The 21,821-nt window shown below is 65.6% G+C and carries 25 protein-coding genes and 1 pseudogene; 15 read left to right on the top strand and 11 right to left on the bottom strand.

Translation table 11 applies throughout. The features are described from left to right. Positions 1-6: 6 nt before the first annotated feature. From ACTIF6_RS14435 to ACTIF6_RS14405, 7 genes are all read right to left on the bottom strand, one after another. Positions 7-816 carry a M48 family metalloprotease gene (locus tag ACTIF6_RS14435; protein WP_439588614.1) on the bottom strand — a complete coding sequence of 270 codons (810 nt, stop codon included), beginning with the start codon at positions 814-816 and terminating at the stop codon, positions 7-9. A gap of 180 nt (positions 817-996) precedes the next feature. Beyond that, positions 997-1,701 (bottom strand): glutathione binding-like protein, encoded by a 705-nt coding sequence (locus ACTIF6_RS14430; RefSeq protein WP_439588613.1) that lies wholly within the window; start codon positions 1,699-1,701, stop codon positions 997-999. A 10-nt stretch (positions 1,702-1,711) separates the two neighbouring features. After that, positions 1,712-3,019: a TRAP transporter large permease gene (locus ACTIF6_RS14425; RefSeq protein ID WP_439588612.1), complete on the bottom strand. Its 1,308-nt coding sequence runs from the start codon at positions 3,017-3,019 to the stop codon at positions 1,712-1,714. Beyond that, positions 3,016-3,603, bottom strand: coding sequence for a TRAP transporter small permease subunit (locus ACTIF6_RS14420; protein ID WP_439588611.1), 588 nt, complete (start codon positions 3,601-3,603; stop codon positions 3,016-3,018). The genes ACTIF6_RS14425 and ACTIF6_RS14420 overlap by 4 nt, the downstream gene beginning before the upstream one ends. After that, positions 3,603-4,673 carry a C4-dicarboxylate TRAP transporter substrate-binding protein gene (locus ACTIF6_RS14415; protein ID WP_439588610.1) on the bottom strand — a complete coding sequence of 357 codons (1,071 nt, stop codon included), beginning with the start codon at positions 4,671-4,673 and terminating at the stop codon, positions 3,603-3,605. The genes ACTIF6_RS14420 and ACTIF6_RS14415 overlap by 1 nt, the downstream gene beginning before the upstream one ends. 43 nt (positions 4,674-4,716) lie before the next feature. Next, a complete protein-coding gene (locus ACTIF6_RS14410; RefSeq protein WP_439588609.1) occupies positions 4,717-4,902 on the bottom strand; it encodes a rubredoxin in 186 nt (61 codons plus the stop codon). Next, positions 4,895-5,311, bottom strand: coding sequence for a cupin domain-containing protein (locus ACTIF6_RS14405; protein ID WP_439588608.1), 417 nt, complete (start codon positions 5,309-5,311; stop codon positions 4,895-4,897). The genes ACTIF6_RS14410 and ACTIF6_RS14405 overlap by 8 nt, the downstream gene beginning before the upstream one ends. Positions 5,312-5,477: 166 nt before the next feature. Here ACTIF6_RS14405 and ACTIF6_RS14400 point away from each other — a divergent pair, with 166 nt between their 5' ends. The 5 genes from ACTIF6_RS14400 to ACTIF6_RS14380 all read left to right on the top strand — a co-directional run bounded on the left by ACTIF6_RS14400 (position 5,478) and on the right by ACTIF6_RS14380 (position 10,724). Further along, entirely contained in the window at positions 5,478-6,335 is an 858-nt protein-coding gene (locus ACTIF6_RS14400) for an IclR family transcriptional regulator (RefSeq protein WP_439588607.1), read from the top strand. 182 nt (positions 6,336-6,517) lie between these two features. Further along, complete coding sequence (locus ACTIF6_RS14395) at positions 6,518-7,285, top strand: alpha/beta fold hydrolase (RefSeq protein WP_439588606.1); 768 nt, start codon at positions 6,518-6,520, stop codon at positions 7,283-7,285. After that, positions 7,282-8,844, top strand: coding sequence for an AMP-binding protein (locus ACTIF6_RS14390; RefSeq protein ID WP_439588605.1), 1,563 nt, complete (start codon positions 7,282-7,284; stop codon positions 8,842-8,844). The genes ACTIF6_RS14395 and ACTIF6_RS14390 overlap by 4 nt, the downstream gene beginning before the upstream one ends. A gap of 10 nt (positions 8,845-8,854) precedes the next feature. After that, complete coding sequence (locus ACTIF6_RS14385) at positions 8,855-10,024, top strand: acetyl-CoA acetyltransferase (protein ID WP_439588604.1); 1,170 nt, start codon at positions 8,855-8,857, stop codon at positions 10,022-10,024. A gap of 13 nt (positions 10,025-10,037) precedes the next feature. Beyond that, positions 10,038-10,724: a glutathione S-transferase N-terminal domain-containing protein gene (locus ACTIF6_RS14380; protein WP_439588603.1), complete on the top strand. Its 687-nt coding sequence runs from the start codon at positions 10,038-10,040 to the stop codon at positions 10,722-10,724. Here the strand turns inward: ACTIF6_RS14380 and ACTIF6_RS14375 are convergent. Further along, a complete protein-coding gene (locus ACTIF6_RS14375) occupies positions 10,721-11,530 on the bottom strand; it encodes a crotonase/enoyl-CoA hydratase family protein (protein ID WP_439588602.1) in 810 nt (269 codons plus the stop codon). The two genes, ACTIF6_RS14380 and ACTIF6_RS14375, sit on opposite strands and share 4 nt — an antisense overlap. Positions 11,531-11,562: 32 nt before the next feature. On the opposite strand from ACTIF6_RS14375, the gene ACTIF6_RS14370 reads away from it, so the two are divergent. Beyond that, the gene (locus tag ACTIF6_RS14370) at positions 11,563-12,684 is read left to right on the top strand and encodes an acyltransferase family protein (RefSeq protein ID WP_439588601.1); all 1,122 of its coding nucleotides are present in this window, start codon (positions 11,563-11,565) and stop codon (positions 12,682-12,684) included. On the opposite strand, the gene ACTIF6_RS14365 is transcribed toward ACTIF6_RS14370, so the two are convergent. Further along, positions 12,629-13,372 carry an SGNH/GDSL hydrolase family protein gene (locus ACTIF6_RS14365; RefSeq protein ID WP_439588600.1) on the bottom strand — a complete coding sequence of 248 codons (744 nt, stop codon included), beginning with the start codon at positions 13,370-13,372 and terminating at the stop codon, positions 12,629-12,631. The genes ACTIF6_RS14370 and ACTIF6_RS14365 overlap by 56 nt on opposite strands. 57 nt (positions 13,373-13,429) lie before the next feature. On the opposite strand from ACTIF6_RS14365, the gene ACTIF6_RS14360 reads away from it, so the two are divergent. The 7 genes from ACTIF6_RS14360 (at position 13,430) to ACTIF6_RS14330 (ending at position 19,374) form a co-directional block, all read left to right on the top strand. Continuing rightward, a complete protein-coding gene (locus ACTIF6_RS14360) occupies positions 13,430-13,660 on the top strand; it encodes a cysteine-rich CWC family protein (protein ID WP_439588599.1) in 231 nt (76 codons plus the stop codon). Beyond that, positions 13,653-15,122 carry a DHA2 family efflux MFS transporter permease subunit gene (locus ACTIF6_RS14355; protein WP_439588598.1) on the top strand — a complete coding sequence of 490 codons (1,470 nt, stop codon included), beginning with the start codon at positions 13,653-13,655 and terminating at the stop codon, positions 15,120-15,122. Before ACTIF6_RS14360 ends, ACTIF6_RS14355 begins: the two co-directional genes overlap by 8 nt. Before the next feature lie 5 nt (positions 15,123-15,127). Then, complete coding sequence (locus ACTIF6_RS14350) at positions 15,128-15,892, top strand: class II glutamine amidotransferase (RefSeq protein WP_439588597.1); 765 nt, start codon at positions 15,128-15,130, stop codon at positions 15,890-15,892. A gap of 133 nt (positions 15,893-16,025) precedes the next feature. Beyond that, entirely contained in the window at positions 16,026-17,051 is a 1,026-nt protein-coding gene (locus tag ACTIF6_RS14345; RefSeq protein WP_439588596.1) for an ABC transporter substrate-binding protein, read from the top strand. Between the two features lie 7 nt (positions 17,052-17,058). Continuing rightward, a complete protein-coding gene (locus ACTIF6_RS14340; protein ID WP_439588595.1) occupies positions 17,059-17,874 on the top strand; it encodes an ABC transporter ATP-binding protein in 816 nt (271 codons plus the stop codon). A gap of 5 nt (positions 17,875-17,879) precedes the next feature. Beyond that, entirely contained in the window at positions 17,880-18,707 is an 828-nt protein-coding gene (locus ACTIF6_RS14335; protein WP_439588594.1) for an ABC transporter permease, read from the top strand. 208 nt (positions 18,708-18,915) lie between these two features. Then, positions 18,916-19,374 (top strand): HNH endonuclease, encoded by a 459-nt coding sequence (locus tag ACTIF6_RS14330; protein WP_439588593.1) that lies wholly within the window; start codon positions 18,916-18,918, stop codon positions 19,372-19,374. Between the two features lie 129 nt (positions 19,375-19,503). On the opposite strand, the gene ACTIF6_RS14325 is transcribed toward ACTIF6_RS14330, so the two are convergent. Further along, positions 19,504-19,965, bottom strand: a complete 462-nt coding sequence (locus tag ACTIF6_RS14325) for an NYN domain-containing protein (protein WP_439588592.1) — start codon at positions 19,963-19,965, stop codon at positions 19,504-19,506. A gap of 171 nt (positions 19,966-20,136) precedes the next feature. Here ACTIF6_RS14325 and ACTIF6_RS14320 point away from each other — a divergent pair. Then, positions 20,137-20,289 (top strand): annotated as a pseudogene (locus ACTIF6_RS14320) (ABC transporter permease); the annotation flags it as partial. Positions 20,290-20,428: 139 nt separating this feature from the next. Then, positions 20,429-20,731: a putative quinol monooxygenase gene (locus ACTIF6_RS14315; protein WP_439588591.1), complete on the top strand. Its 303-nt coding sequence runs from the start codon at positions 20,429-20,431 to the stop codon at positions 20,729-20,731. A gap of 107 nt (positions 20,732-20,838) precedes the next feature. Here the strand turns inward: ACTIF6_RS14315 and ACTIF6_RS14310 are convergent, their stop codons facing one another. Continuing rightward, positions 20,839-21,741, bottom strand: a complete 903-nt coding sequence (locus ACTIF6_RS14310) for a serine hydrolase domain-containing protein (protein WP_439588590.1) — start codon at positions 21,739-21,741, stop codon at positions 20,839-20,841. Positions 21,742-21,821: the final 80 nt, after the last annotated feature.

Genomic DNA, 21,821 nt, shown 5'->3' with positions numbered 1-21,821 from the left:
TGCAAATCATGGAACACCGCTCCGCAATTGCAAGGATGTTTGATCGCCAAGCCACCCCCCGCCTGCTGCGTGGCCTGATCGACCAGGCGCCTGCGCCGCCGCCCGCGCCCGCGCCAGCCGCTCGCGCACCTCGGGGTGGGTGCCCGCCGTCAGCAGGGGCGAACCTTTCACCTCGGCGCCGTGGATTTTCGCCAGCGCGCTGGCCATGGCCGCCGGGCGGCGACCAACCTGGCGCAGCAGCTCGATGCCGCGCAGATCAGCGGCGTGTTTCTGCGCATGCAGCACCTCGCGCGCCTCGCGTGCCAGCCGCGAGTGCGGGTTGAACATCTGCAGGCCCATCTGCTCGCGCGCGGCTTCGATGCTGAGCTGCGGCTGCCCCAGGCGGTCCAGCAAGCCGCAGGCTTCCACCAGCGCGTCGTGGTTTTCGATGTGCGCCAGCTCATGCGCGATGACCGCCGCCAGCTCGTCTTCGTCGAGTGGCGCCGCGCCACGCCACAGTGCGCTGCTGAGAATGACCAAGCCGTGGTTGGCTGCGTAGGCGTTGTACTCGGGGTCGTCAAAGGCGAGCAGGTGAATGGCCGGCCCGGCCTTCAGGCGTGGGGAGGCAGCCACGAGGCTGCGCAGCATCTGGTGCAGCGTCTCGGGCACGGCCAGCACCGGATGCTGCTCCACCATGTCGGTAAGCTCCATTTCGTCCAGCACGCGCAGCTCGTGCACGCGGGCCGGGTCGCGCACGCAGGCTTCGCGGGCCAATGCGGGCGAGGCGGCCAGAACACCACCGAGGACGAGGCTGAAAAAACGAGCCATACCGTTCATACCGTTTCTCCGACGAACCCTTTGTACGCCAATTCCACGGCGCAAGCCAGTCAGCACGGCACCCCATGGCGCGCTGGCGCGACGAGCGGCAGGCGTGCGGCCCCGCGGGCTGGTACGCCACATCGATGGCGTGACCGAAGGCGCGGCCGACCCGCGCAGCGATGGCCTGGGGGCGAGCGTCTAGCCGGAGATGGCGCGCGCCGTCTGACCGAACAGAACCTGCCGCGACGTCGCGTCCGTCACCACCGGCACCTCGTTCACCCGCGCGCCCGCCTCATACGCCCTTTGCACCGCCGGTCGCTCAGCGATGCGCGCGAGCCAGGCCTGTATGGCGGGGAACTGCGAGATTTCCTGCTGCGCCCGCTTGTGCAGGATCATCCACGGGTAGCAGGCCATGTCGGCGATGCTGTAGGCTTCCCCCGCAATGAAGAACCTTCCACCCAGGCGCTTCTCCAGCACGCCATAGAGGCGGTTGGTCTCCTGGACGTAACGCGTCATGGCGTAGGGCAGTTTCTCCGGCGCGTAGTAATTGAAGTGGTGGTTCTGCCCGGCCATCGGGCCCAGCCCCGCCATCTGCCAGAACAGCCATTGGTCGATCTCCAGCGCCTCGCGTGCCGTGGCGCCGTGGAAGAGCCCGGTCTTTCCTGCGAGGTATTGAAGAATGGCGCCCGACTCGAACACCGGAATCGCACGCCCGCCGTCCGCGGGAAGCAGGTCCACGATCGCAGGGATCCGGTTGTTCGGACTGATCTCCAGAAAGTCGGGGGCGAACTGCTCCCCTTTCGAGATGTTGACCGGCACCAGCCGGTAGGGCAGCGCCGCCTCTTCGAGGAAGATCAGCACCTTGTAGGCGTTGGGTGTGGTCCAGAAATGGAGATCGATCAAGCGCAGCTCCTCAGAGAAGCACCGTGACCAGCTTCGGGAACACGATCAACAGAACGGTGACGGCCAGCATCGCGGCGATGAAAGGCAGCACGCCCTTGAAGATGGTGGCCAGCCGGATGCGCTGATCCGCCAGGCTGGCCTTCACCGCGAAAGCCGACAGGCCCAGCGGCGGCGTGAGCAGCCCCACCTCCACCACGATCACCGTGATCAGGCCGAACCAGATAAGGTCCATGCCGAAGGCGCGGGCGATCGGCACGGCCAATGGCGTGATGATCAGCAGGATCGACGTGGAGTCGAGGATCATGCCCATGAGCAACAGGATGACGATGTAGCCGCCGAGAAAGACGTATTCGCCATGGCCCTGCAACATCATGCCCAGCCACTCCGGCATGCCCGCGAGGGTGATCATGCGGCTGTACATGGCGGCGGTGATCAACAGGAAAAGGATGGCCACCGAAACGTAGCCGGTCTCCAGCAGACACTTCCACAACCGGGCCAGGGTCAGCCGTCGCTTGGCCAGCGCCAGCACCAGCGCACCGAAAGCACCGACTGCCCCCGCTTCCGTGGGCGTGAAGACGCCGGAGTAGAGCCCCCCCAGCATCACGACCACGAGCGCCATGATGGGAACGAACTTCGCCACCGCCTCGGTCCAGCGCATGTCCGGATCGACCTCGGTGTCCTGCCGCTGCATGGTGCCGGCAAAGCCCTTGAAGAAGATGGCGGTCACGTAGATCGTGAGGCAGAAGGCCAGCGCCATCAGGATGCCGGGCACCAGGCCTGCGATGAAGAGCTTGCCGATCGACTGTTCGGCAATCACGCCGTACATGATCAGCAGGACGCTGGGCGGAATCAGCATGCCCAGAATGGACGAGCCCGCCACGGTGCCCACCGCGAACGCAGGTGAGTAACCGTGCCGAAGCATTTCGGGCACGGCCACCTTGGTGAACACGCTCGCCGATGCCAGGCTCACGCCGGTGACGGCGGCAAACACGGTGTTGGACGCCACCGTCGCCATGCCCAGCCCACCCGCCACCTTGCGCAGTGCCCAGCCCGCGACGTCGAAGGTGTCCTTGCCCACGTCCGAGACCGCAATCAGCATCCCCATGAGCACGAACAGCGGGATGGTCGCAAACACATATTCCTGAATGCCGCTGTAGGCCGCCATGGACACCAGCTTCTCGGCAATCACCAGGTTGTCCTTGATGAGCCAGACCCCCAAGAACGAGAGGGACAGCAGGGCAATGCCGATGTCGACGCCAATCACGACGAGCGTGACCATCAAGCCCACCATGGTGAGCGCGATCTGGATGTCGGTCACGGTTTTTTCCCCTGGGTGAAGAAGAGGGATATCTCTTTGAACACCAGCGTCAGGTAACACAGCGTGGCCAGCACGCTGCCCAGCAGCACCATGCCGCGGAACGGCCAGGTGGCCACCTGGAACACACCGGCCGTTCCCAGGGTCTCGTGGTCCATCCATGCGGAAACAAACGGTTCCAGGCTCACGCGCGCCAGAAGCCCCATGGTGCAGGCACCGAGCAGCTGGAACAACGCGCCGAGCAGATGGCCCAGACGGGGCAGCTTGCGCGCGACCCACTGCGAGATGAAGTCCGCCTTGACCATGCGCCCACCCTGCACGGCGGAAGCCAGCTGCAGGTAGACGATGCCGACGATGGAGAGCCCTGCCACCTCGGCCACGCCGTCGATGGGGCGGTTGAAGAGAAAGCGCATGCCGAGATCGGCCAGCATCATGCACATCAGCCCGAAGATCCAGGCCGAACCGATCGCGTTCAGCACCCGGGCCACGGCACCCAGGCCGGTGTTCCAGAGCGACGAAGGACCTGATGCCTGGAAACGGTCCTCCTGGCGCACGGAGTTCAGCGCGTGCGTCTCGATGGACGACATCATTTGTCCCAGTCGCGGCCCGGCTTGTCTCCCGCCTTGCGCACCTCGGCCATGTAAGCCTCCATCACCTGGCGTGCGGGCTGGCCCTTGGCTTCTGCCGCCTTGATCCAGTCGCCCCCAATGTCGGGCAGGCCAGCGATCCAGCGCTTGCGATCGGCTTCGGGCAAGGTCTGGATCTTCGAACCGCCGGCCTCCAGCGTCTTCTTGGCATCTGCGATCTTGAGTTCGGTTTCCTGGATCACACGCTGGCTGAATCCAGCGCCCGCCTTGACCAACGCGTTCTGCACTTCGGGCGGCAGCTTCTGAAAGCGGCTGCGGTTCACGGCCAGCGCACCGGGCACCATGGGCCCAATGCCGGTGGCGGTGACGTGTTTGGCGACCTCGAAGATCTTGAGGCCCATCATCGCCGTGTGCAGGCTCACCGCGCCATCGGCGACGCCGGTCTGGATGTTCGTGTAGAACGAAGGCAACCCACCGTCCACCGCGACCGCGCCCGTGCCTTGCAGCCAGCGCGAGGCCGTTCCCGGTGCCATGAGCTTGCGCCCCTTCAGGTCGTCGAGCTTCGCCACCGGAAAGCTGGTCCACAGGTCATAGTGTTCCACCACGATCGGCGCCAGATAGACCAGGTTGTTGCGCTCCCACTCGGCGGCCACCGCCTTGTTGTTGCGCACCAGGTTCTCCACCGCGCGGGCCTGCACGGCCATGCTGTTGCTGGCGAAGGGCGTGAAGAAGGTAATGCCCGACAGCGGCATCTTGTCCGACTCCCACACGGTGCCGACGTAACCGACGTCGGCCAGCCCATCCTTCACGGCCGCCAGGGTTTCGGTGAACTTGAACAGCGTGCCGCCATAACCCTCGTTCCAGGTCACCTTGTACTTGTTGCCACCTTCCTTGAGCAGGCGGTCCACCTCGGGCTGGAAGTGGTTCTTCATGACGGCCACCGGCACCAGAGCCGGCCCCGCATGCGAACCGATGGTGAGCTTGATCTCCTGCTGCGCCCAGGCGCCACCGGAGGCTGCGAGGCCCAGAGCCAGTGCGCCGAGCGCGCGGGCCGGAAGGGGGAATTTCATGTGTGTCTCCTGATGCTCGTGATGGGTGGGGAAAGCGCTCGACTCAGATCGCCTCGAATTCATCGGTCCCGACGCCGCAGACCGGGCAGGCGTAGTCCGGTCCCAGCGCTTCGAAACGTGTCCCCGGCGGGATTCCCTGTTCAGGCGCACCGTGCGCCGGGTCATAGACATGGCCGCAAGGCAGGCACATCCATTGCGCGTCCTGCACCTGGGCCAGCGGCTCACTCATAGGCGGCCTCGGGGGCGACATCCTTCTCCCCGCCTTGCGCGGGCAGGAAGTTCGGCGCACGGTCGTAGATGGCGAGAAACAGCGAGCCTTCGTCGCCGCTGCGCAGCGGGCCGTAGTTCAGCCCGACCTGCTCGTACTGCATGAAGCCGGGTCCGAACTTCTTGTTGCCGATGGACCACTCACCCTCCAGGATGTAGTGGAAGACATCGCCTTCGTGCGAATGGCGTTCGACCACCACCCCGGGCTCGTGCTTGACGAGGTAGAACCAGGGGCCCACGCCTTCCTTGCCAAAGAACTTGCATTGAATGCCGGGGATGTCGGTGCCCCCGAAACCAGGGGTGTCCTTGAGCAGTTGCCAGGACAGTTTGGCTTCTTCGGCAAAGGCGACGCGGATGTTGGCGAGCGACATGGTGGATCTCCTGTGACGGCGGGTGGAAATGTCTCAGATTGCGAGACGACTCCAAGTCAGAGCCGCACTGCTTGGCGTGGTCAGATCAATGTAGGCACGAGGAAGATGCACGTCAAAAGGGTTTGCACCAGTTTCTTGGTATCACTTTGTGGAACAAACTCGGGGCATGCAAACCACCCAAGGCGCTCAGAGCATTCGTCGGGCTGCGGCCCTGCTTCGCATCGTTGCCATGGCCGGCGATCGAGGCACCTCGCTCACCGCCGTCGCGCAGGTCTCGGGGCTGCACAAGGCCACCGCCCACCGCATCCTGCGCGTGCTCTTCGAAGAGGGCCTGCTGGAGTTCGATGACGGCTCGAAGCACTACCGGGTGGGTGCCGAGATCTACGCGCTCAGCCGCGCCATGAGCGACAAGTTCGACATCGGTGCGATCGCCCAGCCCTCGCTGGACAAGCTCTGCCACGAGTCGGGCGATACCGTGTACTTTGCCGTTCGCAGTGGCTACGACGGCCTCTGCCTGGGCATGGCCGAGGGCAGCTACCCGGAAAAGGCACTCCGCCTGAACCTGCGCGACCGCTGGCCGCTCGGGGTGGGCGCCTTCAGCATGGCCTTGCTGGCCTTTTTGCCGGACAACGAGGTGGCCGATATCGTTCGCCACAACGCCAGGCGGCTCGCAGACCACGACCAGTACACCGAGGCCCGCCTGCTCGAGCAGGTCGAACAGGCGCGCAAGCTGGGTTATGCCGTCACGCAGATCCTGTCGTATCCGGTGACCTGCGCGGTCGGCGTGCCGGTGTGCGATCCGCACGGCCGCCCCATCGCCTCGTTGTGCATCACCGCCGTGGCCGCGCGCATGGACGAGGCCCGGCGCAAGCAGCTCTCGCGCAAGATGAAGGACGAGGCCCGGCTGATTGCAGACACCTGGTCGGCCCTGCGCGGCGGCACCGGCACCGACTCCTGGCAGGGCGTCGCGCACGCGGTGCGCTCGGTCAAGGCCAGCGGCCCTTCGGGATCAAACGTCTCATGATGTGATCCCAAAAATCCGGTAGAAACCCCCTCAAGGTCTTTCCACCCTCCCTCCTAAACTGACCTCGGCCAGGTGCAACCGTGTTGGCCTGCATCTCGAGTATCACAGGATGGGACCATATGCAAATCGAGGGATCTGACGAAAACCTGTTGAAGGTCAATGGAGCAGAACTTTTTGTCAGCATGAAAGGCCCTGTTGGGGCGCCATGGGTGGTGCTGTTGAATTCGATGGCAGCCGACACCAGCATGTGGGCACCGCAGGCGCAGGCGCTTTCCCACCGCTACCGCGTGATGTGCATGGACTGGCGCGGTCACGGCCGCTCCCGCAACGAGCCCGCACCGTACACGCTGGACATGCTCTGCAGCGACGTGCTGGAGACCATGCGGGCACTGGGCATTCAGCGTCCCCACCTGGTCGGTACGTCGCTGGGCGGAATGATCGGCATGATCATCGCCATCGAACGGCTTGCGCCCCTCGCCAGTCTCACGGTCTGTTCCGCGTTGCCCCGCATTGCGCCGGCCATGGCGGCCTGGTGGAGCGAGATCGCTACCCAGGTGCGGCGCGAAGGCATTGCGATGGCGGTGGATGGCACCATTTCGCGCTGGTTCACGCCCGCCTACGCCGAAGCCAACCCCGCCGTGGTCGAGCAGACGCGGCGCATGATCGCGTCGACCACCTCAGACGCCTACACCGGCTGCATCGCCGCCTTTCGCGAGCTGGACCTGTTCGAAGGCCTGTCCAGGATTCAGGTGCCCTCGCTGTTCGTGGTGGGTGAAAACGACCCCGCATCCACGCCGGAGATCATGCGCGGCATGCACGAGCGGGTGCTCCACTCCCGTTTCGAGATGATTCGCCAGGCGGCGCACCTGCCCAGCCTGGAGCAGCCGCAGGCCGTCACGCAGGTGCTGCTGGATTTCTTTGACACCGTCCAGGCGCAAGGCACCGCATGAACCTCGCCAGGCTCCTGGCCAGCGCCGCCAGAACGTACCCCGACCGGATCGCGATCACGGACCTGGACGCGCCTGGGGGTCGCAGCGACATCCGCTACCACGAGCTGTGGCAGCAGGTGCAGCACACCGCCCAGGCACTTCGCGACCTGGGCATGCGGCCCGGCGACCGGGTGGCCATGCTGCTGGGCAATTCGTGGGAGTACGTGCAGACCTTCATGGCCATTGCCAGCGCGGGCATGGTGGCGGTGCCGATGAACATACGGCTGCTGGAAGACGAACTGCTTCACATCCTCAAGGACTCGGGCGCAAGTCTGCTGATCGCGCAGCACGCCTTGCTGCACACCCGCCCCGGGTTGCGCGGCGTGGCCCCGCTGGGTGAGGTCATTGCTCGGCCGATCGCGCCGCTGGACAACGGGCAGCGGACTTTCGAGTCCTTGGCATCTGCCAACGCCACGCCCGAACCCGAGGAGGTGAGCGCCGATCAACTCGCCGTCATTGCCTACACCAGCGGCACCACGGGCGCACCCAAGGGCACCATGCTCGCGCACCGCACCTGGACCATCGTCTCCGAATACACAAGATCCCTGCTGTCGTTTGCCGAAGACGAAGTCACCATCCACACGGCCGCGCTCACGCACGGCTCGGGCTACCTGCTGCTCCCGACCATGGAGGTGGGCGGCAGGGCACTGCTGTGCAGCAAGTTCGATCCGGCCCTGACGCTGGACCTCCTGCGCGAAGAACGCGTGACCAGCGGGTTCATGGTGCCTTCGATGATCCAGATGCTGCTGGACTCGCACGGCGACAGCCCCCCCCTGCGCGGCCTTGCCTTGCGCTCGCTGTACTACGCCGGCTCGCCCATCGCCCCGTCCACGCTGGCAGGCGCGCTCCATGTCTTTGGCGATGTGCTGATCCAGTCTTTCGCCCAGACCGAGAGCCCGATGTTCCTCACCGCCATGGGGCATGAGGACCATCGCCGCATCAACGGTGACTGTCCCCACCTGATCCGCGCCGCCGGACGCGTCGTGCGGGGCGTCACCTTGCGCATCGTGGACGACGAGGGGCACGAAGTCCCGCTCGGCGAACCGGGTGAAGTGACGGCGCAAGGCCCGCACGTGATGCTTGGCTACTGGAACCGGCCGCAGGCCACCGCCGAGACGCTGGCACAAGGCTGGCTGCACACGGGGGACATCGGGCGCATGGACGAGCAGGGCTACCTCTTCATCGTGGATCGCAAGAAGGACATGATCATCAGTGGCGGCTCGAACGTGTACGCCCGCGAAGTGGAAGAAGTGCTGCAGCGGGCGCCCGGCATCAAGGAGGCGGCGGTGATCGGACTGCCGCATCCGAAGTGGGGCGAGATGGTCGCGGCGGTGCTGGTGGCGCAGGAAGGCACCGCGATGTCGGAGCCCGAGCTGGAAGCCTTCTGCCGGCGCGAGATCGCCGACTACCGGCGTCCCAAGGCCTTCTTCCTGGCCGCAGCCTTGCCCCGCAACGCCTACGGCAAGGTGCTCAAGCGTGAGCTGCGCGATCGCCTGGACAGCTTTGCCACCCCCCTCTGAAGGAATCCCCATGAGCTCGCACATCATCGGCTGGGCCCACACCCCGTTCGGCCGGCTGCCTCAACAAAGCATTGAAGATCTGATCCGTGAAGTGGCGGTGCCCGCCATCGAGCATGCGGGGCTGGTGCCCGAGGACATCGACGCCGTCTTTGTCGGCCTGTTCAACAACGGCTTCCTGAAACAGGATTTCCCTTCGTCGCTCGTGTTGCAGGTGGCGCCTGGGTTGCGCTACAAGCCCGCCACGCGACTGGAGAACGCCTGCGCCACGGGATCGGCCGCCATCCACGCGGCCTTGCATTTCGTCGAGTCGGGTCGAGGACGCACCGCGCTGGTGATCGGCGCCGAGAAGATGACCGCCTTGTCCAGCCGGCAAGCAGGCGAAGTGCTGCTGGCGGCCTCGTACCACGCCGAGGGCGAAGGCAGCGGACCCGGTGGCTTCGCCGGTGTGTTCGGCGAAATCGCCCAGGCCTACTTCGCACGGCACGGCGACCGCTCCGACAGCCTGGCGCGCATCGCCGCCAAGAACCACCGCAATGGCGCGGCCAATCCCCTGGCGCAGATCCGCAAGGACCTCGGCTACGAGTTCTGCCGCACCGCGAGCGACGGCAACCCCTACGTCGCCGGTCCGCTTCGTCGCACCGATTGCTCCCCGATATCCGACGGCGCCGCTGCGCTGGTGATCGCGATCGACGACGTTGCCCGTCAGGCGCCGCAGGCGGTGCGGTTCCGCGCGGCGGCCCACGTCAACGACTTCCTGCCTTTGTCCAGGCGCGATCCAACGCGCCTGCAAGGTTGCGAGGTGGCCTGGAAGAAGGCGATGCACGAGGCGACCTTGAGCCTGGACGACCTGGACCTCGTGGAAACGCACGACTGTTTCACCATCGCCGAACTCATGGAATACGAGGCGATGGGCCTGACACAGGCCGGTCAGGGGTATCGGGCCATCGACGAGGGATGGGTCGAGCGCGACGGCAAACTGCCGGTCAATCCTTCGGGCGGTCTCAAGGCCAAGGGCCACCCCATCGGAGCGACCGGCGTTTCCATGCACGTCATGGCGGCCATGCAACTGACGGGAACGGCAGCAAACCTGCAGATCCCGAATGCACTCCGTGCAGGTGTTTTCAACATGGGCGGCACCGGCGTGGCCAACTACGTGTCCATCCTCGAGCGCAGTCGCTGAAGAAGCCAGCCCCATGACCTGCACCCTGTTCGAACTGCGCGCCGCCGACGGCCGCGCTTTCAGCCCCTTTTGCTGGCGCGCCCGCATGGCACTGGCGCACAAGGGCGTGGAGCCGGCGCTGCGCGCGGTCCGCTTCTGCGACATCGCCGACATCGGCCATGGAGCGACCACCGTGCCCGTATTGCTCGACGAGGATGCGGTCGTGCGCGACAGCTGGGACATCGCCATCCACCTGGATCAGCGCTGGCCCGACCGGCCCCCGCTGTTGCCCACCGAAGGCGACCGCCGCATGGCGCAGTTCGTCCACCAGTGGACCGTGACGCAGCTTCACCTGCCCATCTTCAAGATCATCGCGGCCGACATCTGGGACGCGCTGGACGCTCAGGATCAGCCCTACTTCCGGGCGTCGCGCGAGAAGCGGCTGAATGCGACGCTGGAAAGCGTGCGCAACGTGCAGGCAGGCAACCTGGCGCAATTGCGCGCCAACCTGGCGCCCCTGCGCGGCGTGTTCAGCACACAAGCGTTCCTCGGGGGCGCACAGCCCCTCTACGCCGACTACATCGTCTTCGGTGCCCTGCAATGGGCGCGCGTGGTCGGCCAGGTGAAGTTGCTCGACGGTGACGACGCGGTCAGCCAATGGTTCGAGCGTTGCCTGGACCTGCACGAAGGCCTCGGACGGCGCGAACCCGCAGGCGTCTAGCGCCCCTGAAACCGCGCCACGCGCCGCTCCTGGAACGACAGCACGCCTTCGCGCGCGTCCTCGCTCTGCGAAAGCCGCTGCTGTGTCGACTCGAATTCGGCCGCCGCCGCCATCGGCCCTTCTTCCACCGCCTTGCGCGCATTGAGCCGCGTGGCCACCACGGCCAGCGGCGCCTGCAGCGCGATCTGGCCCGCGATGCGCAGGGCTTCGTCGAGTTCGCTGCCAGCGGGCACCACGCGCTGCACGAAGTTCAGCCGCAGGGCCTCGGCGCTGTCGAACACATCGGCCGTGAGCAGGTGCAGCATGGCGTTGCCCAGGCCGGCGCGTTCGGCCATGCGCAGCGTGGCACCGCCCGTGGCCATGATGCCGCGCTGCACTTCAAGCTGCGAGAAGCGACCATCGTCGGCGGCCACCACGATGTCGGCCGCCAGCATGAGTTCGATGCCGATGGTGTAGGTGATGCCCTTGACCGCCACCACCACGGGTTTGTCGCGGCGCCGGTAGCCCGCGCGGCCCACATCGGTGGGGTCGACCAGGCCAGGTGTGATGGCGCGTTCACCACGCTGCATGAACGGCGCGAAGGCCGGCAGGTCGAGCCCGGCCGTGAAGTGATCGCCGACGGCGTGCAGCACGCCCACGCGCAGGGCGGGGTCGTCGTCCAGCCGGGTGTAGGCCTCGGCCAGCGCCTGCAGCATGGCCGGCGTGAAGCCGTTGCGCTTGGCCGGCCGATCGATGCCGATCAACAGGATGTGATCGCGCACCTCGGTGAGGATGCGGCCTTCGGAGGACGGGGTGGCGGTGTGCATGCCGCTACCATACCGCGTACTCCAAAGGCCATATGTCGCCCACCTTCCCAGCCAGTCAGCGCATGCCGCTCATCGACGCCTTCAAGGCCGTCGCCTCGCAGCTCATCGTGCTGCACCACCTGGCCTTCTACGGCCCCATGTCCGACTGGACGCACCGCATGCTGCCCGACCTGGTGGCCTGGTTCAGCCAGGACGCGCGCATGGCCGTGCAGGTGTTCCTGGTGGTGGCGGGTTTCCTGGCGGCACGCGGCCTGGCGCCCGATGGCGCGCTGGTCACCACCCCGTCGCCCGGTCGCCTGCTGTGGCAACGCTATGTGCGCATCGCGCTGCCCTACATCGCCGCGCTGGTGGTGGCGATGCTGTGCACCGAGCTGGCCCGCCAGTGGATGGCACACGACTCACTGCCGGATGCGCCCGAGTTCTGGCAATTCGTCTGGCACGCGCTGCTGCTGCACACGCTGCTCGACGTGGACTCGCTCTCGGCGGGCGTGTGGTACGTGGCAATCGACTTCCAGCTCTACGCGCTGCTGCTCGGTCTGCTGTGGATCTCGCGCGGTGTGCGCAGCCCCTGGCCGCAGGTGCTGGTGGCGGTGGTGGTGCTGGCCTCGCTGTTCCATTTCAACGTGGATGCCGACTGGGACAGCTGGGCGCTGTATTTCTTCGGCGCCTACGGCATGGGCGTGCTCACCGCGTGGGCCACACGCAACCCGGCCGCATGGCGCGAAGGCCGCTGGGCCATGGCCGCCCTGCTTGCCCTCGCCCTTCTTGCGCTGGCGCTCGACTTCCGGGGCCGCATCGCGCTGGCGCTGGTGGTCAGCGCGGTGCTGGCCGCAGCGCAACTGCACGGCTGGCTCAGCACCTGGCCCCGCAGCCGCGCGGTGGCCTACCTGGGGCGCATTTCGTATTCGGTGTTCCTGCTCAATTTTCCGGTGGCGCTGGTGGTGAACGCGCTGTTCACCCGCTATGGCAGCGCAGACCCGCTGGTGCAGACGCTGGGTGTGCTGCTGGCCTGGCTGGCCTGCAACCTGGCCGGCGCAGCGTTCCACCACGCGGTGGAGCAACCCCTTGGCCGCCTGGGCCGCACACCACGAACCGCCGTCAGCGCGCCGGCGCCAGCACCGGTGCCAGTGCCGCCTGGCTCATCAACTCCGTGAACCACACGCGGTAGCCCGCGTCGCTGGGGTGCAGGCCGTCCACGGCGTTCAGCTCGCGTTGCTGCGCAAACGGGTCGCTGGCCTTGTCCTTGTACAGGTTCACATACACCGCGCCGTGGCGCTGGGCGGATGCCCGCACCAGGCCATGCAGCGTGCGCGAGCGCGAGCTCATCCACCACGACACCGGTGGGTAGAAAAACGGCGCATTGCCCACGTTGCCGGCCGGCATCAGGATCACGCGTTCACCGCGCGACTCGGCCAGCGTGAGCACGCGCTCGATGTCGGCCCCCACGGTGTCCATGTTGCGCAGGCGGATCACGTCGTTGCCGCCGGCCTGGATCAGCACGAGGTCGTAGCGATCAGTGCCACCCAGCTGGTTCGCCAGGTCGTCGAATTTCGCACCGTCGCGCGCGCGGTTGTCGATGCGCAGGCGCGGGTATTCGCGCGCCAGCAGGCCAGCCAGGCTGGTCTGCGGTGAACTGGCGCCGGTGCCCACCGCCGTGCTGTCGCCCACGATCAACAGGCGCAGGGCCGGGCTGGCCGGCGTGTGCTGCAGCGGTTCGCTGCGTTTCGCCAGATCGCCCGCCTGGCCGATGCGCCAGACCGTGCAGCCAGACAGGCCGAGCAGCGCCAGCGCCGCCAGGCCGGCAAGCAGCAGGGTCCAGGGCCAGGAGGTTGGGGTGGTCATGTGGCACAAACTAACATAGCCTCCAGCGTGAGCCCGCCCACCTTCTCCAAAGCCCCCATGTCAGCCGCCCCTTCAGCCCTCGACCCCACACGCTGCCCGCTCTGCGGCGCAGACAACCGCTGCGCGATGGAGATTCAGCGCGAGACCGGCCTGGCGCAGCCCCCTTGCTGGTGCGTGAGCGCGACCTTCCCGCCCGGTCTTCTGGACACCCTGCCCGAGGCCGCTCGCGGCCAGGCCTGCCTGTGCGCCGCTTGCGTGGCCGCAGCGCTTGAGGCCCGCCATGGCTGAGGAACGCGACAACTCCCTGCCCGCGCTGCAGGCGCGCCATGGGCCGCGCTTCCGTTGGCTGCTGCTGTTCGTGGTCATGGTGGGCACGATGGCGTCGATCATGTCCTCGACCATTGTCAACGTGGCGATTCCCGACCTGAGCCAGCATTTCGCGCTGGGCCAGGAACGCGCGCAATGGGTGTCCTCCGGCTTCATGGCGGCCATGACCGTCTCCATGCTCACCACGCCCTGGCTGCTTTCGCGCTACGGCTATCGACGCACCTACATGGGTTGCATGTGGCTGCTGCTGCTGGGTGGCGTGGTGGGCGGTTTCGCCAACAACTACCCGCTGGTGCTGGCCGCGCGCGTGGCCGAGGGCCTGGCCGCGGGTGTGGTGCAGCCGATTCCGGCCATCATCATCCTGCGCGCCTTCGGACCGAACGAGCAGGGCCGCGCCAGCGGCATCTTCGGCATGGGCGTGGTGCTGGCGCCCGCGCTGGGTCCCAGCATCGGCGGCCTGCTGGTGGACGGCTTTGGCTGGCGCTCCATCTTCTTCATGGTCGTGCCGCTCTGCCTGATTTCCCTGTGGCTGGCCAGGCGCTACGTGCCCACCACCGCGCCCGGCGGCGTGGCGGCCGACCGCACCGGTGCCGCGCTGGACTGGCGCGGCCTGCTGCTGGCCACCGCCGCCACGCTGTGCCTGCTCAATGGTCTGGTGGAACTGCACGGCGGCACCATGCCGGCCGCTCTGGCGCTGCTGGTGCTGGCCGCGCTGCTGCTGCTGGTGTTCGTGTGGTTGCAGCGCCGCACCCTGAAAAAGCGCAGTCACGGCCACGGCGTCGATCCGCTGATGAACCTTTCGCTGTTCAACGACCGGCGCTTCGCCATGGGCAGCGTCGTGGCGTTCATCTACGGCATCGCCCTGTTCGGCTCCACCTACCTGCTGCCGGTGTACATGCAGATGGGCCTGGGCCTCTCGCCTTCCTATGTGGGCACCATCCTGCTGCCGGCGGGCATCGTGCTGGCGGTGTGCATCGCCATGGTGGGCCGCATGGCCGACCAGCAGCCCACCCACCGGCTGGTGACCATCGGCCTGGTGCTGCTGGCCGCATCGTTCGCGCTCATGGTCACCGTGAACCCGGCGCGGCCTGCGCAAGTGATTCCGCTGCTGGTGATCTGGGCGGTGCTCGGGCGCATCGGCCTGGGCTTCATCCTGCCTTCGCTCAACATCGGTTCCATGCGCGGCCTGGAACGCATGCACATTCCGCAGGGGGCGAGCGTCATCAACTTCCTGCGCATGCTCGGCGGTTCGGCCGGCGTGAGCCTGTGCGGCATCGTGCTCGAGTGGCGCCTGGCCGCGCACGGCGCCGACCGCATGGCGGCTTTCGACGAGACTTTTCTCATGCTTGCCGGCATTTGTGCACTGGCGATCGTGGCGGCGCTGAAGATGCGCGCGACACCTGTTGCCGAAGGGGCAAAATAGCTTTCATGTGCCAGCTTCTCGGACTCAACTGCGCCACCCCGACCGATGCGTCGTTCAGCTTCACCGGCTTCTGCCAGCGCGGCGGCAAGACCGACCACCACGCAGACGGATGGGGCATCGCCTTCTTCGAAGGCAAGGGCCTGCGCCTGTTCGTCGACCACGCGAGTGCTCACGACTCGCCCATGGCCGAGTTCCTGCAGAGCTACCCGCTCAAGAGCCGCAACATCATTGCCCACGTGCGCAAGGCCACCATTGGCGAAGTGGCGCTGGAGAACGCCCACCCCTTCGTGCGCCAGCTCTGGGGCAGGCAATGGGTGTTTGCCCACAACGGCGACCTGAAGGACTACCACCCGCCGCTGCACAGCCTGTTCCGCCCCGTGGGCACCACCGACAGCGAGCGCGCCTTCTGCTGGCTGATGCAGGAGCTGGCCAAGTCGCACGCCAGCCTGCCCGATGTGGATGAACTCACCCTGACCCTGCGCGAGCTGGTGCCGCAGGTGCGCCGCTTCGGCACCTTCAACTTCCTGCTCTCCAACGGTGAGGCGCTGTGGGCGCACTGCAGCACCAAGCTGCACTGGCTGGTGCGCCAGCACCCATTTGCCCAGGCCACGCTGATGGACCGCGACTGGACCGTGAACTTCGCCGACCTGAACCAGCCCGGCGACCGTGCTGCCGTGGTGGTGACCACGCCACTGACCAGCAACGAGCAGTGGACCGCCTTCGAGCCCGACGAGCTCAAGGTGTTCGTCGACGGCCTGCCCCAGCCCTGAACACCGAACGCGGCGCGTGTCGGGGATGTCCCGGGTGGCACCGGGGGGAAAGTCAGGGCCTACTATCATGGCTCGCCGTGGCGCCACCGATGTGCTGCGCTGACTTCCCGCCATCCACCCAGGAGACAACACCGTGCAAAGACGACACCTCATCGCAGGCGGCCTCGCCGCCGCCACCCTGCCCTCGTTCAGCTTCGCGCAGAACCTGGAGAAGCCCAAGGCCACCATTGCCGTGGGCGGCAAGAACCTGCTGTACTACCTCCCGCTGACGGTCGCCGAGCAACTGGGCTACTTCAAGGCCGAGGGCCTGGACCTCACCATCGTGGACTTTGCCGGCGGCTCGCGCGCCCTGGCCGCCGTGGTGGGTGGCAGTGCCGACGTGGTCTCGGGCGCCTTCGAGCACACGGTGAACATGCAGTTCAAGGGCCAGCCCATGCGCGCCTTCGCGCTGCAGGGCCTGGCGCCGCAGATCGTGCTGGGCGTCAACCCCAAGACGATGGCCAACTTCAAGACCATCACCGACCTCAAGGGCAAGAAGATCGGTGTGACCGCGCCCGGCAGCTCCACCAACGTCATGGTGAACTTCGTGCTGGCCAAGGCCGGTCTGAAACCGAGCGACGTGAGCATCGTCGGCGTGGGCGCGGGCAACGGTGCCGTGGCCGCCATGCGTTCGGGCCAGATCGACGCCATCAGCAACCTCGATCCCGTCATCACGCTGCTGATGCGCTCGGGCGACCTGAAAATCATCTCCGACACGCGCATCGTCTCCGAATCGGAGAAAGTGTTCGGCGGCCCGATGCCCGCGGCCTGCCTGTACGCACCGCAGCCCTTCATCGACAGGAACCCCAACACCGTGCAGGCGATGACCAACGCCATCGTGCGCGCCAACAAGTGGATCCAGAACGCCGGCCCGGGCGACATCATCAACGCCGTGCCCGAGAGCTTCCTGCTCGGCGACCGCGCGGTCTACATCGACGCCTTCATGGCCGCCAAGGGCGCGCTCTCCAAGGACGGCACCATCCCCGCCAAGGGCTCCGAGACCGCCTACAAGGCGCTGGCCAGCGTGGACGCCGAGATCGCCAAGGCCAAGCTCGACCTGAACGCCGTCTACACCAACACCTTCGTGCAGAAGGCCAACGCCAAGTACCCGAAAGGCTGAAGACGAGATGACGAGCCCCGCGATCGACCTGCAGGGTGTTGCCTGCACCTTCATCAGCAAGGACGACCCCGGCCAGCGCTACACCGCCGTGAGCGACGTGACGCTGACCGTGGGCGCGGGCGAGTTCGTGAGCGTGGTCGGCCCCACCGGCTGCGGCAAGAGCACGCTGTTGAACGTGGCGGCCGGCCTGCTGGCCCCCAGCACCGGCCACGTGAACGTGTTCGGCGAGCCCCTGCAGGGCATCAACAAGCGCGCCGGCTACATGTTCCAGACCGAGAGCCTCATGCCCTGGCGCACCGCGCTGGGCAACGTGATGGCCGGCCTCTCGTTCCGCGGCGTGCCCGAGACGGAAGCGAAGCAGCAAGCCGAGGACTGGCTGCGCCGCGTGGGCCTGGGCGGCTTTGGCGACCGCTACCCGCACCAGATGAGCGGGGGCATGCGCAAGCGCGCCAGCCTGGCGCAGACCCTGGTGCTCGACCCCGACATCATCCTGATGGACGAGCCCTTCTCCGCGCTGGACATCCAGACGCGGCAGCTGATGGAGAACGAGGTGCTGGACCTGTGGGCAGCGAAGAAGAAGGCGGTGCTGTTTATCACGCACGACCTGGACGAAGCCATTGCCATGAGCGACCGCGTGATCATCCTGAGTGCCGGCCCGGCCAGCCACCCCATCGGTGAATTCGCCATCGACATCCCGCGCCCGCGCGACGTGGCCGAGATCAAGACCACCCAGCGCTTCATCGAACTGCACGCCGCCATCTGGGCCGTGATGCGCGAGGAAGTGCTCAAGGGCTACGAACAGCAACTGAAGAAGGCGGCCTGAAGGACATGTGGAACCTGATCAAGCCTCAACCCAAGACCCTGCGCCTGTGGCAGTTCGGCCTGCTGGTCGCACTCATTGCGTTCTGGTACCTCATGACCACGCCAGGTCTGGTGCCGCCCTTCATGTTCGACAACGACCGCCAGGCCGCCTTCTTCTTCGGCGAGCCGGTGCGCGTGGCTGGCCGCATCTGGACCTGGTTCGTCACCGACGCCGACATCTACGAACACCTGGGCGTGACGCTGGCCGAGACCATGCTGGCGTTCGCCATCGGCGCCATCGGCGGCCTGCTCGGTGGCCTGTGGCTCGCGCTCAGCCCCATGGCATCGGCCATCCTGGAGCCGTACATCAAGGCCATGAACTCCATGCCCCGCATCATCCTGGCACCCATCTTCGCCGTGTGGTTCGGCCTGGGCATTGCCAGCAAGGTGGCGCTGGGCGTGACGCTGGTGTTCTTCATCGTGTTCTTCAACGTCTACCAGGGCGTGAAGGAAGTGAGCCCCGTGATCCTGGCCAACGCCCGCATGCTCGGCGCCAGCCAGAAGCAACTGCTGCGCCACGTCTACCTGCCCAGCGCCACGAGCTGGGTGTTCAGCTCGCTGCACACCTCGGTCGGCCTCGCCTTCGTGGGCGCGGTGGTCGGCGAATACCTCGGCTCCAGCCGCGGCGTGGGCTACCTCATCCTGCAAGCCGAAGGCAGCTTCGACATCAACACCGTCATGGCTGGCATCGTGGTGCTCACGATGTTCGCGCTGGTGCTGGACGCGGTGGTGGGCAAGATCGAGCGGCGGTTGATGAAGTGGCAGCCGAAGGTGGGGGAGACGGAGAAGCTGTAGGGATGACGAGGTTTTGATTACAACCCAACGACGGAGTACCGGATGTCGTGAAGAGCCATGGCTAGGTCGTTGATGCTCTCTGAGGGTTGACAGCCAGAAGCAGTCGTTCGTCACGAACCTCTATTCTTCCTTCGTGCGACCCTAGTGGTGACGCTGACTTGGCTACATGTGGAAGTCGTTCGGGATGCAACTAGGTGCTTAAGCGACTATGGAAATTCGCCAATGCAAAGACTGCCTTAAGTCGTACCCGTTGACTCGGGACAACTTCGGAAACACGCCTAGCGGCGGGTTTCGGTTCAAGTGCCGTTCCTGCATGCGAGTTCATGTTGGGGCGTATAGCGCGGTGAATAAGGATGGCGTAGCTGAGCGCGCTGCTATTCGTCGGGAGCGTGAGACTCGTGCTGGCGGCAAGGGCTATTCCGAGGCTGACATTTCTAACATTCGCCGACACCTCGGAGATTGCTGCGCCTACTGCGACATCCCACTCAATGCGGCTGGGCATGTCGACCACATGACGCCGATTGCGCAAGGCGGGAAAAATGAATCATCCAACATCACACTTTGCTGTGAGAAGTGCAACCTCGCCAAGCACGCAAAGAATGTGGAGCAGTTTCTTCGATGGCGGATTCAACGTGGACTCAAAAATCGCAATCCACGCGTCGTGTAGGTAAGCCCTTTGCCAGGCACTCAGGCAAATCGCCACCGGCAAACCTTGGAAGCGAAGGCGAGCGGCCGAAGGGCAGTTTCGCAGCAAAGCCAAAGGCAGTTGGCACCCTTAGCGGCTACACCCAACGAGCTACACCTGCGCCGCCACCGAAGCTGCATCCAGAAACACAAACGCATCACAAGCCGCCACGAACGCCGCATTCGTCTCCCGCTGCCCGAACCCGTACACCGGCAACCCTGCTTCCTGAATGCGCCCGGCCAGGCCGGTGAAATCGCTGTCGGACGAGACGATGCAGAACCCGTCGACGCTGCGCGCGTGCAGCAACTCCATGGCGTCCATGATCAGTGCCGAGTCGCTGGCGTTCTTGCCCTTGGTGTAGCGGAACTGCTGGCAGGGACGGATGGCCATCGTGTGCAGGATCTTTTTCCACGGCGCGAGCTGGGTCGTGGTCCAGTCCCCGTACGCGCGGCGCACGGTGGCTTTGCCGTGATCGGCGATCAGGGCCATGAGTTGGGTGGCTTGCGCGGCGTACGCGTTCTCGGCGTCAATGAGTACGGCGAGTCTGGGCCGGTGTGGTGTGGCGGGTGGCATGCGTCAATCTCCTGAACAGATGGTCAAGCAAGAAAGCCGCAAGGCTTGCAATGATGCGATGCGGCTTTACCCGAAATGGTTCAGGATGCCAATCCCGGTCGCACTTTGTGTGTACGACGAAAGTCGTATAGATGAGCTGCCACCACGCTTGCCAAGACTCCCAATCCATATATCCTGCAGGCCGAAAGCAGCTTCGACATCCACACCGTCATGGCCGGCATCGTGGTGCTCACGGTGTTCGCGCGGGTGCTCGACGCGGTGGTGGGCAAGAAGATCGAGCGGCGGTGGATGAAGTGGCAGCCCAAGGTGGGCGAGACGGAGAAGTCTGCCAGTGACCGAGTTGCTGCGGAACTTGCCGCTGGACATCGCGGCCGTTTTATTCTGTAAGTTTCCCGTCCATTTACGTTGCACCTCCTAAAAGCGAGTAGCCTTGTGATCCCGTTGGCTCCCTAGGAGATCACTCATGGTCAAAGTCGCTTTGTTCGTTCGCCTCGAAGCGAAACCCGGGAAGGAGAGCGCGGTTGAGAGCTTCCTGATGAGTGGCCTCCCCCTGGTCATGGAGGAGCCCGCCACGACGGCCTGGTTCGGGATACGTCTTGGGCCAACAACCTTCGGGATCTTCGATGCCTTCCCCGATGAAGCGGGAAGGCAAGCGCATCTCTCCGGCAAGGTCGCAGCGGCCTTGATGGCAAAGGCCGGAGAACTGTTCTCTACGCCGCCGGCCATCGAGAAGGTCGACGTGCTCGCAGCCAAACTACCCGGCTAGCAAGCCGACGCCGATCTGGTCGCGAGTGGCCTGCACGGCACCTGACAATGAGCAACTCCGCGGAAGACGGGCCAAAACGTGATGTCCGCTTCGGGCTAAGAGTTGTCTCATGGATTTCCGGGAATCAGACTTTCAGCGAGTCCCACCGACAAACCGCTGACAACTTCTGTTTCCGCGCCGCCTTCGTCGGAGCCTTCGCGAAAAACTGCGCAAGTTGCCGTTCTGGTGCCGTCGACGGATTGGTAGATGGCGATGGTGCTACCCGGCCCGCATCCGGTGTGGCCACGCATGTTCAAGCCCGTTTCCACGGTGCCTTGCATGAGGCCCAGGCCATATCCCGGAGCAGTCCACGGGCGGCCAGGTATGGGTCCGCCAAGCGCGTGTGCCGCTTGCATCTCCCGCAGTAGCGAATCGGGGAGAAGATGCCCTGCCAGCACGCGGTCAAGGAAGAGAGCCGCACTCGAGAGAGGTCCGACAAGCAAGCCGTGGTAGACCCATCCGGGGTCATATGTCGCGACAGTCCCAAGGTGCACCCCGTCCAGGTCGACTCGCGTCCTGGCAACGCGAATTCTTGACAAGCCTAGCGGCGCCAACGCTTGTTTTATCAGCACCTCTTCCAGCCCAAGACCGGTCTCACGCTCAATGAGCCTTGTGACGTACATGTACCCAACGTTTGAGTATCGCCAGTTGGCCCCCGGCGCATAGCGCAGTCTTGTGGCGTCAAGGCGTTGCATCATTTCATCTGCTGGCCATGGTGCCTCGTCGCGAGCAACGGCAGCGTGGTACTCGGCCAGTTCGCCGTAGTCCGCCAGCCCAGCCTCGTGCCTCAGTAGTTGGCGCAGCGTGAATGGGCCCTCAAGGACCGCATCGTCGAGCTTGAACAAGCCGTCGCGCACCAGTGTCAGCGATACAACCGACAGCACCGTCTTGGTAAAGCTCCACCAGGGCACCATCACATCATGCCGCTCGCTCTCCAGGGGTACACCGTTCGAGATGAGGGAGAAAAACATGAAGTGGTGCTCTGAACCGGGACACTGGGATTGAGCGTCGAAAGTCCGCTACTGACCGATCAACGCCATGGTATCCATGG

The sequence above is a fragment of the Hydrogenophaga sp. genome (genome assembly GCF_051860785.1).
Taxonomy (GTDB): domain Bacteria; phylum Pseudomonadota; class Gammaproteobacteria; order Burkholderiales; family Burkholderiaceae_C; genus Hydrogenophaga.
This window is presented reverse-complemented; position numbering and strand designations above follow the sequence as displayed.